Origin of the sequence: Streptomyces boluensis (assembly GCF_009908195.1) — a bacterium.
GTDB lineage: Bacteria > Actinomycetota > Actinomycetes > Streptomycetales > Streptomycetaceae > Streptomyces > Streptomyces boluensis.
This window is the reverse complement of record NZ_JAAAHS010000297.1, coordinates 1-9,750: the sequence shown is the minus strand read 5'-3', so window position 1 is coordinate 9,750 and position 9,750 is coordinate 1. Positions and strand designations below refer to the sequence as shown.

At 72.3% G+C, this 9,750-nt stretch carries 9 protein-coding genes; 5 read left to right on the top strand and 4 right to left on the bottom strand.

Features of this window, described 5'->3' with window-relative positions; translation table 11 throughout:
• The first annotated feature begins 580 nt into the window (after positions 1-580).
• Positions 581-1,090 (top strand): DUF4352 domain-containing protein, encoded by a 510-nt coding sequence (locus GUY60_RS28235; RefSeq protein ID WP_161702820.1) that lies wholly within the window; start codon positions 581-583, stop codon positions 1,088-1,090.
• Positions 1,091-1,124: 34 nt separating this feature from the next.
• Here the strand turns inward: GUY60_RS28235 and GUY60_RS28230 are convergent, their stop codons facing one another.
• Together GUY60_RS28230 and GUY60_RS28225 are read right to left on the bottom strand one after the other, a co-directional pair.
• Positions 1,125-1,997 (bottom strand): undecaprenyl-diphosphate phosphatase, encoded by an 873-nt coding sequence (locus GUY60_RS28230; protein WP_161702818.1) that lies wholly within the window; start codon positions 1,995-1,997, stop codon positions 1,125-1,127.
• A 251-nt stretch (positions 1,998-2,248) separates the two neighbouring features.
• Entirely contained in the window at positions 2,249-2,974 is a 726-nt protein-coding gene (locus GUY60_RS28225; protein ID WP_161702816.1) for a TVP38/TMEM64 family protein, read from the bottom strand.
• Between the two features lie 49 nt (positions 2,975-3,023).
• On the opposite strand from GUY60_RS28225, the gene GUY60_RS28220 reads away from it, so the two are divergent.
• The 4 genes from GUY60_RS28220 (at position 3,024) to GUY60_RS28205 (ending at position 7,104) form a co-directional block, all read left to right on the top strand.
• A complete protein-coding gene (locus GUY60_RS28220; protein WP_161702815.1) occupies positions 3,024-3,749 on the top strand; it encodes a DNA alkylation repair protein in 726 nt (241 codons plus the stop codon).
• 303 nt (positions 3,750-4,052) lie between these two features.
• A complete protein-coding gene (gene tuf / locus GUY60_RS28215; RefSeq protein WP_161702813.1) occupies positions 4,053-5,222 on the top strand; it encodes an elongation factor Tu in 1,170 nt (389 codons plus the stop codon).
• Positions 5,223-5,345: 123 nt separating this feature from the next.
• Positions 5,346-6,188: a patatin-like phospholipase family protein gene (locus tag GUY60_RS28210; protein ID WP_161702811.1), complete on the top strand. Its 843-nt coding sequence runs from the start codon at positions 5,346-5,348 to the stop codon at positions 6,186-6,188.
• Between the two features lie 70 nt (positions 6,189-6,258).
• The gene (locus GUY60_RS28205) at positions 6,259-7,104 is read left to right on the top strand and encodes a spermidine synthase (RefSeq protein WP_187370147.1); all 846 of its coding nucleotides are present in this window, start codon (positions 6,259-6,261) and stop codon (positions 7,102-7,104) included.
• A 63-nt stretch (positions 7,105-7,167) separates the two neighbouring features.
• Here GUY60_RS28205 and GUY60_RS28200 read toward each other — a convergent pair whose 3' ends face one another.
• Complete coding sequence (locus tag GUY60_RS28200) at positions 7,168-8,478, bottom strand: MFS transporter (protein ID WP_187370146.1); 1,311 nt, start codon at positions 8,476-8,478, stop codon at positions 7,168-7,170.
• A 53-nt stretch (positions 8,479-8,531) separates the two neighbouring features.
• Positions 8,532-9,626 (bottom strand): DUF8017 domain-containing protein, encoded by a 1,095-nt coding sequence (locus tag GUY60_RS28195; RefSeq protein WP_161702807.1) that lies wholly within the window; start codon positions 9,624-9,626, stop codon positions 8,532-8,534.
• Positions 9,627-9,750 lie beyond the last annotated feature (124 nt).

Sequence of the window (9,750 nt, the reverse complement as noted above, 5' to 3'; positions counted from 1 at the left end):
GGCCAGGGCCTGGCGGCCGGGGGCGGCCGGGGTGGTGGTGGCCACGGCGGGTGCCGGGGCGGCGAGTGCGGCGAGCGTCGCGGCGGCGACGAGCCCGGCGACGGTGGTCGTGATGCGCGTCATTCGTTCCGTTTCCCCAGATCTGAATGATGCGTACCGAGAAGGTCGATACGCGGGGATCACGGTAGAGATGTTGTGATCTTGAGGCAACGACCCGGTGGCGCGGGGGAGTTACGTGCCGCAGCAGCCGCCGGCCGGGCCGCTCGGCGCCCAGGGGTCGGCCTGCGCGAGCACCTCCGGCAGGGGCGCCCTCGCCTCAAGGGCCGTACTGGACCGGCCGGTTGTGTCCAACTCGTGCAGAGTGCACACGTGTCCGTGTCATGTTCCGAACCCCCTCGTTGGGCAGACCGGCCAGGGTGGGAGCTCGGTTCCACCTCCCCGGGCAGCGGCTCCGACCCTGGTGCTGAGCGGCACGCACGACAAGAGGCCCCCTCGCGGACGGCGAGGGGGCCTCTTCGTACGCCGTCTCCGGAGGGCCTCTCCGGTCGACCCGGCGCACCATCCGGCGGATGCTGAAGACATGAGATGGATACGCGCGACCGTGGCGGCGAGGCTCCCGGTGGCCGCTGCGATGACCGCCTGCCTGCTGGGAGTGAGCGCCGGTACGGTGACCGCCGCGGCGGCGCCTGCCAAGGACGTGGCCGCCTGGGGCGAGACGCTGGAGTGGGACGACGGCCTTGCCGTCACCGCTTCGCAGCCGGTGCGGTTCACGCCGTCCGACACCTCGATCGGGCACGATCCGGGCAACCAGGCCGTGAAGTGGAAGATCAAGGTGCACAACGGCACCGACGAGCCGTTCAAGGCGATCCTCATGACCGTGAACGTCAAGTCCGGTGCCGACGGCGAGACGTGCGAGCAGATCTTCGACGGGAAGCTCGGCGGCGGCATCACCGGCACCGTCTCACCCGGTTCGTCGGGCACCGCCGAGTTCGCTTTCGACGTGCCCAGTGACCAGTTGAACACGGTGGACCTGGAGGTGACCCCGGGCCTCGACTACGACGGCATGCACTGGGTCGGCGCGGTGAAGTAGCGCGCCTGGCCCCGCCCTTAGGGGACGACGTCCCCTAGCCCGCCGATTCCCCCGCGTGCGGGCTCAGTACGCCCATGCCGATCAGGATGAACAGCACGATGCCGAGCACGATGCGGTAGTAGACGAACGGCATGAAGGACTTCGTGGTGATGAACTTCATGAACCAGGCGATCACCGCGTAGCCGACCACGAACGCGATGATCGTGGCGAAGATCGTCGGGCCCCAGGAGACATGGCCCTCGCCTGCGTCCTTGAGTTCGTACGCGCCGGAGGCGAGTACCGCGGGGATGGCCAGGAGGAACGAGTAGCGGGCCGCGGACTCGCGGGTGTAGCCCATCAGGAGGCCGCCGCTGATCGTGGCGCCGGAGCGGGAGACGCCGGGGATCAGGGCCATGGCCTGGCAGACGCCGAAGATCAGACCGTCGCGTACGCCCAGGTCCTTGAGCGTCTTGCGCTCCCTGAGCGCGCGGTGGCGGCCGCCGATCTCGTCGCGGGCGGCGAGCCGGTCGGCGACACCGAGGACGATGCCCATCACGATCAGCGTCGTCGCGATCAGGCGGAGGTCGCGGAACGGGCCCTCGATCTGGTCCTTGAGCGTGATGCCGAGCACGCCGATCGGGATGGAACCGACGATCACCAGCCAGCCCATCTGGGCGTCGTGGTCAGCGCGCATCGCCTTGTCGGTGAGCGAGCGGAACCACGCCGAGATGATGCGCGCGATGTCCTTGCGGAAGTAGATGAGGACCGCGGTCTCCGTACCGATCTGGGTGATCGCGGTGAACGCCGCACCCGGATCGTGCCAGCCCGCGAACGCCGCGGTGAGCCGCAGGTGGGCACTGGAGGAGATGGGGAGGAACTCGGTGAGCCCCTGGACGAGTCCGAGGATGAAGGATTCGAACCAAGACATGGGTTACTGGAACCATTCGCGTGCTGATCATGGACTGACCAGCGGGCTGGCAGGTCAGAGCCCCTGAGTGGATGGACGGTCGAAGTGCGGTGCGATCGTACTCGCGCTGACTCTTGCTCTTGTCCGGGACGCTTGCTCTTGTCCGGGAAGCGTAGCGGCAGCCGTGACAGCGGCCATTGAGGGGTACGCGCGCGGGCATCGGCGGGGTACGCGCGCGGGCGTCGGCGGGTACGCGCGTGGCCCGGACGCGCTCAACCCTCGCTCGTACCGCGCAGCTTGTGGCGTTTGCGCCAGGCGACGATCGCGCCCGCCAGGCCGGTGAGCGCGATGAAGCCCATCGCGACGAGGAACGCGGGCGAGGTCGGGGCCGTGGCCCGGCTGCCGGCCACCACGTACGCCGCAGTGTTCGGGACCGAGCCGATCGCGGTGGCGAGGAGGAAGGGGAACCAGCCCATCTTCGACACCGACGCGCAGTAGTTCGCCGCCCAGAACGGCACCCCGGGGAACAGCCGGGCGGCCAGCATCGAACGGAAGCCGTGCCGGCTGAGCTGGCCGTCCACCGCGTGCACGACCCGGCCCCGCAGCAGTGGCCGCAGCGCGTCCTGGCCGAGCACCCGGCCCAGGCCGAAGGCGATGCCCGCGCCGATGACCGTGCCCGCGAGCGCGCCCGCGAGTCCGGCCTGGGAGCCGAAGAGGGCACCCGCGGCGAGGTTCAGGAGCGGGCGCGGCACGAACGCCGCGGTGCACAGGCCGTACGCCACGGCGAAGACGACCACCGCGGCCGCACCGTTCAGCGCGGGCGGCCAGCCGTCGGCCAGCAGCCGCTGCGGTTCGAGGATCAGGACGCTCGTACCCGCCGCGGCGAGCAGCGCCACGAGCAGGGCGAGGCGGGACCGCGGTGCGAGCAGGACGCGGCCGAAGCGCACGGCGAGGCCCGGGTGGGCGGCGGCCGCGGACCGGGGCACGGGGTCGAACATCCGGGGAGACTAACCGACATATATGTGTGATCGCCGTATGGTGCGTCTCATGCGCGTGACAGAGCCTTCCGGCCCGCCGCCGGTGCCGGTGAGTGAACTCGCCGACGAGGTGCTCGGCCGGCTCGTCGTCGCGTACGCGGGGGCCGCGGACCCCGGGCGGGCGGTGCCGCTCAAGGCGTACATGAAGGACATCGCCCCGTTCCTCGGGATCATGACGGCGGAGCGGCGGGCGCTGTCCCGCACCGTGCTCACCGGGCTGCCGCGGCCGGACGAGGCGGACTGCGCGGCGGTCGCGCTGCGCTGCTGGCGGCTGCCGGAGCGTGAGTACCACTACTTCGCCGTCGACTTCCTGCGGCGGCATGTGCGGCGCTGCTCCTCCGGGTTCCTGCCCGTGGTGCGGCACCTCGTCACGACCGTGTCCTGGTGGGACACCGTGGACGCGCTCGCCGCGCATGTGGTGGGCGGGCTCGTCGCCGCGGACGACGGCCTGAAGCGCACCATGGACCGCTGGAGCGAGGACGACGACCTGTGGGTGGTCCGTACCGCCCTGCTGCACCAGCTGCGCTTCAAGGACGCCACCGACACCGAGCGCCTCTTCGGCTACTGCCTGCGGCAGGCCGGCCACCCCGACTTCTTCGTCCGCAAGGCCATCGGCTGGAGCCTGCGCGAGTACGCGAAGACCGACGCGGAAGCGGTCCGGTCCTTCGTCGCCGCGCACCGGGAACGGCTCGCTCCGCTCTCGGTGCGGGAAGCGCTGAAGAACGTCGGGGCCTGAGCGGTCCAACTCCCGCCGTGCGGAAAATCGTTCGCCACGCGCGCGTGGCGGCGGCATGATCGGGCGCATGTTCCGGCACGCCTCTCTCGCAGCTACGCCCGCAGTCGCGGGCGCGGTCGAGGCTGCCCTGATCCGCCTGGCGGGCGTCCCCTTCGACGGCGCCCGAAGCTGACCCTCCCCGGACACTCCGGCGGACCCCTCAGGGGGAGGGTCGGCAGGACCCAGGGGTCCACGTCCCGCGCGGCACGGCCACGGCCGCCGACGGGGCGATCACCGCAGGGAACCAGGAAGCGAAGTCCCGCCATGCCCAAGACGGCATACGTACGCACCAAGCCGCACCTCAACATCGGCACCATGGGCCACGTCGACCACGGCAAGACCACCCTGACCGCCGCCATCACCAAGGTCCTCAGCGAGCGCGGCTCCGGCACGTTCGTCCCGTTCGACCGGATCGACCGCGCCCCCGAGGAGGCGCAGCGCGGCATCACCATCAACCTCGCGCACGTCGAGTACGAGACGGAGACCCGGCACTACGCGCACGTGGACATGCCGGGCCACGCCGACTACGTGAAGAACATGGTCACCGGCGCCGCCCAGCTCGACGGGGCGATCCTCGTCGTCTCCGCGGTCGACGGGATCATGCCGCAGACCGCCGAGCACGTGCTGCTCGCCCGTCAGGTGGGCGTCGACCACATCGTCGTCGCGCTGAACAAGGCCGACGCGGGTGACGAGGAGCTGACCGACCTGGTCGAGTTGGAGGTGCGCGAGCTGCTGTCGGCGCACGGGTACGGCGGCGACTCCGTGCCCGTCGTGCGGGTGTCCGGGCTCAAGGCCCTTGCGGGCGAGGCGCGTTGGACGGCGTCGGTCGAGGCGCTGCTCGACGCGGTGGACACGTACGTACCGATGCCCGAGCGGTACGTGGACGCGCCGTTCCTGCTGCCCGTGGAGAACGTGCTCACCATCACCGGCCGCGGCACCGTCGTCACCGGCGCCGTCGAGCGCGGCACCGTACGCGTCGGTGACCGTGTCGACGTGCTCGGCGCGGACACCGAGACCGTCGTCACCGGCGTCGAGACCTTCGGCAGGCCGATGGAGAGCGCGCAGGCCGGGGACAACGTGGCGCTGCTGCTGCGCGGCGTTCCCCGGGACGCGGTGCGGCGCGGACATGTCGTCGCGGCGCCCGGCAGCGTCACGCCCGCGCGCCGGTTCACGGCGCGGGTGTACGTCCTGTCGGCGCGCGAGGGCGGCCGGACCACGCCCGTCACGACCGGGTACCGGCCGCAGTTCTACTTGCGTACCGCGGACGTCGTCGGCGATGTCGACCTCGGCGGAACGGCCGTCGCCCGGCCCGGCGACACCGTCACGATGACGGTCGAGCTCGGCCGTGACGTGCCCCTGGAGGCGGGGCTCGGCTTCGCGATCCGCGAAGGCGGCCGGACCGTCGGCGCGGGCACCGTGACGGAGGTCGGCTGACCCGGCCGTGCCCGCACCCCGTGAGGGCCACCCCACAGGGTGCGGGCACGGCGCCGTCCGACAGACTGCAGTCCTCCGCCCGCGCGGTGGTGCGCGGGCGGCACGGAGGAGAGGCGGTCGGCCATGGCGGACACGGCACTGGTGCTCGGAGCGGGCGGACTCGCGGGCGTCGGCTGGGAGATCGGCATCCTGCACGGGCTCGCCGAGGCCGGGGTCGACCTGAGCGACGCGGACCTCGTCGTCGGCTCGTCGGCGGGTTCCGTGGTCGGCGCCCAGCTCACCTCCGGCCGGTTCACACTGCCCGAGCTGTACACGCGCCAGCTCGCCGACCCCACCGGCGAGATCCCGGGCCGCCTCGGCGCCGCGCTGATCGTCAAGTACGTCCGTGCCGTGCTCGGTTCGCGCAACCCCGAGGCGTACGGGCAGAAGCTCGGCGCGCTCGCTCTCGCCGCCGACACCCTGGACGAGGCGGAGCGGCGCGAGGTGATCGCCGGGCGGCTCGTCTCGGACGTCTGGCCGGAGCGGCGGCTGCTCGTCACCGCGGTGGACGCGGTCACCGGCGCGCTTCGGGCCTTCGACGCGGACAGCGGCGTCCCGGTCGTGGACGCCGTCGCCGCGAGCTGCGCGGTGCCCGGTGTGTGGCCGGCCGTCACGATCGAGGGCCGCAAGTGGATCGACGGCGGCGTGCACTCCTGCGCCAACGCCCAACTCGCCGCCGGTCACACCCGCGTCGTCGTCCTCGCCCCGCAACCCGCGGGCGGCGGCCCGCTGCCGTCGCCGCGCAAGCAGGCCGACGCGCTCGCCGCCGCCGGTGCGCGGGTCACCCTCATCACCCCGGACGCCGACGCGAAGCGCGCCTTCGGCCGCAAGACCCTCGACCCGACCCGCCGCGCACCCGCGGCCCGCGCCGGTCTCGCCCAGGCCGCCGCGCACGTCGACGAGGTGGCCCGTATCTGGAAGGGCTGAGGGCAGGGCCGGGCGGCGGGGCGTACCGGCGACGGCACAAGCGGTGCACAGGCGACGGCACAATGGGGGCGTGGACGAGCCCATACCCGTGACCCGAGACGTCGACCACGGCGTCGCCAAGCTCATGCCGGACGTCGACCGGCCGCGGGCCTGGCTGCTCACCGTCGACGGCGCCCCGCAGTCGTATGTGGACCTGGACGATCCGACGCACCTGGAGTTCGAGTACGCGCGCAGGCTGGCGCACGTGCTCGACCTGGCCGCCGACGCGGGCCGCCCGCTGGACGCGCTGCACCTCGGCGGTGGCGCGCTCACGCTGCCGCGCTATCTCGCCGCCACCCGGCCCGGCTCCGTCCAGGACGTCGTGGAGGCCGATCACGGGCTGAGCGCGCTGATCGCCGAGGAGCTGCCGCTCGCCGACGACGCGGGCGTACGCGTGCACCGCGCCGATGCCCGCGGCTGGCTGGAGGATGCGCCGACGGACAGCGCGGACGTGCTCGTGGCCGATGTGTTCGGCGGCTCCCGGGTGCCCGCGCATCTGACGACGCTCGACTACGCGCGGCACGCGGAACGGGTGCTGCGGCCGGACGGGATCTACCTGGCCAACCTCGCGGACAGCGCCCCCTTCACCTTCCTGCGGTCCCAACTCGCCACGTTCCGGGCGGTGTTCGAGGAACTTCTGGTGATCGCCGAGCCCGCCGTGCTGCGCGGCCGCAGGTTCGGCAACGCCGTACTCGTCGCCGCGCACCGCGAGCTCGACACCTCGGCCCTCGCCCGCCGTACCGCGGCCGACGTGTTCCCGGCGCGGGTCACTCACGGCGAGGCGCTGCGCCGCTTCACCGGGGACGCGCGGCCGGTGGCGGAGGGGGACGCGGTGGCGTCACCGGAACCGCCCGGCGGGTCCTTCGGCATCGGCTGAGGATCCACAGGGGTTCGGCCGGGATTCACAGGGGTTCTGCCGGGATTCACGGGAACACGGAGGTCAGGTCGCCGGGTCCTCGGCGGTCTTCGCGGCGGGCGTCCGTTCCGTGCCGCGTGCGCTGGTGTCTCCCGCCACCACGTTCTCGTCGCGGCGCCGCAGGGTGCGTACGTCCGGTACGCACAGGACGGCCGCCGTCACCAGGACGACGAGGCCCGCGCACCCCCACAGCGCGTTCTGCCGGCCGAACGCGCTCTCCGCGGGGCCCGCGAGGGCGGTGGCGAGCGGTACGAGGGATATGGAGCCGAACCAGTCGTACGCGGAGACCCGGGAGAACTTGTCCTCGGGGATCTCCTGGTGCAGGGCCGTCATCCACGACACCCCGAACACCTCGATGGCGACACCGCTGACGAACATCACGGCCGCGAGCGGCGGGAGTTGCAGCGGCACGGCGAGCGCCGCCGACGGCAGCGCGAGCGGGAACACACACAGCGAACCGGCGAGCAGCAGCCGTCGCGGCTTCCAGCGCATCATCAGGACCGCGCCCGCGATGGTGCCCGCGCCGAACGCGCCGAGGGCCAGGCCCCAGGGCGCGGCGCCACCGAGTTCGTCCCGTGCGACCAGCGGACCGTAGACCGCCTCGGCCGCGCCCACGACGGCGGTCACCACGGAGAACTGCAGCACGATGGTCCACAGCCAGGGCCTGCCGATCACCTCGCGCCAGCCGTCCCGCAGATCGGCCAGGACACCGCCGCCGGGCGCGCGTTCGCGGACCTCGCCGACGTGCAGGAAGGCGCGCAGCGCACCGGCGACCGCGAAGGCCGCGGCGTCCACGGCGAGCACCCAGCCGGGCCCGATGGCGGCGATCAGCGCGCCGCCAAGGGCCGCACCGCCGATCGCGGCCCCGTGCATCGCCATCCGGAACACCGCGAACGCCCGGCTCGCCTGCTCCCCGGTGACGCTGGAGAGCAGCATGCCCTCGGCGGCCGGGCTGAAGAAGGCCTGGCCGGTGCCGCCGAGCGCGGTCAGCAGCATCATCTGCCAGAGCGCCGGCTCACCGGTCAGTACGAGGGCGGCGAAGGCGGCCTGGGAAAGGCAGTTGAGGGCGTTGGCGGCGACCATCACGCGGTGCCGCGGCAGCCGGTCCGCGACCGCTCCGCCGACCAGGAGGAAGACGACCAGCGGGATCGTACGGGCCATGGCGACGAGCCCCACGTCGCCGCCGTCGCCGCCGGTCTCCAGGACCGCGAAGGCCGCGGCGATCAGGGCGCCATGACTGCCCAGGCTGGTGACGACCGCGGCCACGGTCAGCAGGCTGTAGTTGCGACCGGCCCAGCTGGGGCGGCGCAGTCGGGGCGTCACGGCTCTGTCCACCGGTGAACTATCGCCGTACCGCCCCCGACCTGCCAAACCAGTGCGACCCGGGCTCAGCCCTGCGGCATTCCGGCGAGCCGCACCGAGCTGAGGATCTTCTTGATGGTGGCGTCGTCGACCTCGTCCTTGACGTCCTTGGGACCGTAGATCGACCACACGACGTAGTCGTTGGCCTTGTTCTTGAAGCCGAACGACAGCGCCTTGCCCTCGGTGGCACAGGGGTTCTTGGACTTCGGCACGCCCTGCGACTCGGCGTACGCGATGCTGCCCGAGAGGCCGGTGACCTTGGACTTGTACTTCGAGGGCTTGGAGAGGCCGATGATCTTCTGGCTGGGCTGGGTGTACGGGCCGTAGACCCACCAGCCGACGGTGTTCTGCGCGGCCTCGCCGGTGTCCTTGGCGCCGTTGGCGCCCTTGGTACCGGCACCGGCCAGCTTCCAGGAGTCCTTGGTGCCGTCCTTGTCGCCGTCGTACTCGCACCACTCGGGCTTGTACTCGGCGACGCCCGTCATCGACGTGACCGGGTCGTCGGTCTTCTCGTCGATGTACGTGGTCTGCCGCTCGGGGTTGTTGATCTTCCAGCCGGGCGGTACGTCGAAGGCGGTGCCGCGCTTGGGGTTGACCACGACCTGCCAGCCGGGGATGACCGGTTCGAGGTCCGGCCCGTTGCCGCGGCCCTCCTGGCTGGGCGAGGGCTCCTCGGTCGGCGTCTGCGGAGCCGACGAAGTGGGCTTCTTCGAGGGCGCCTTGGCCTCGTCCCCGGTGTCCTCGTCGTCGTTCCCGAGGACGAGGAAGCCCGTCACGCCGGCCGCGATGACCACGGCGGTGGCCGCGACGACGGCCGTGATGGTGGTCTTCCGGCGGTTGTCGCGCGGCGGTTCGGGCACGCCCAGCGGGTTCGTCGGCACGTTCCACTGCGGCGCGGGCTGCTGCTGGTACTGGCCCGGCGGGGGAGTGCCGGGCTGCTGGTACTGGCCGGGTGGGGGAGTGCCGGGCTGCTGCGGGGCGCCCGGCGGAGGGGTCCCCGGCTGCTGATAGCCCGGCTGCCCGTACGGGGTGGGCTGCTGGTAACCCGACTGCTGATACGGGTTCTGGTTAGGGTCCTGCGGGTTCTGCTCGCCCCCGGGCGGCTGCTGTCCTGGCCACATGGCCAGTAACGATAGAGGGGACCCGGCCCCGGCCGGCACGCGCGCCCCCAATTGTGACCTGGCGGGACCGCCGGGACCCCGGGCAAAGGGGGTGACCTGCGCAAATAGGTGCCGGGTCTGTCTC

Excerpts from the sequence above, each read along its gene's own strand:
- GUY60_RS28230 (WP_161702818.1), bottom strand. The coding sequence starts at position 1,997 with ATGTCTTGGTTCGAATCCTTCATCCTCGGACTCGTCCAGGGGCTCACC.
- GUY60_RS28220 (WP_161702815.1), top strand. The coding sequence starts at position 3,024 with ATGCGCGTGACAGAGCCTTCCGGCCCGCCGCCGGTGCCGGTGAGTGAA.
- GUY60_RS28195 (WP_161702807.1), bottom strand. The coding sequence starts at position 9,626 with ATGTGGCCAGGACAGCAGCCGCCCGGGGGCGAGCAGAACCCGCAGGAC.
- GUY60_RS28210 (WP_161702811.1), top strand. The coding sequence starts at position 5,346 with ATGGCGGACACGGCACTGGTGCTCGGAGCGGGCGGACTCGCGGGCGTC.
- tuf (WP_161702813.1), top strand. The coding sequence starts at position 4,053 with ATGCCCAAGACGGCATACGTACGCACCAAGCCGCACCTCAACATCGGC.
- GUY60_RS28225 (WP_161702816.1), bottom strand. The coding sequence starts at position 2,974 with ATGTTCGACCCCGTGCCCCGGTCCGCGGCCGCCGCCCACCCGGGCCTC.
- GUY60_RS28235 (WP_161702820.1), top strand. The coding sequence starts at position 581 with ATGAGATGGATACGCGCGACCGTGGCGGCGAGGCTCCCGGTGGCCGCT.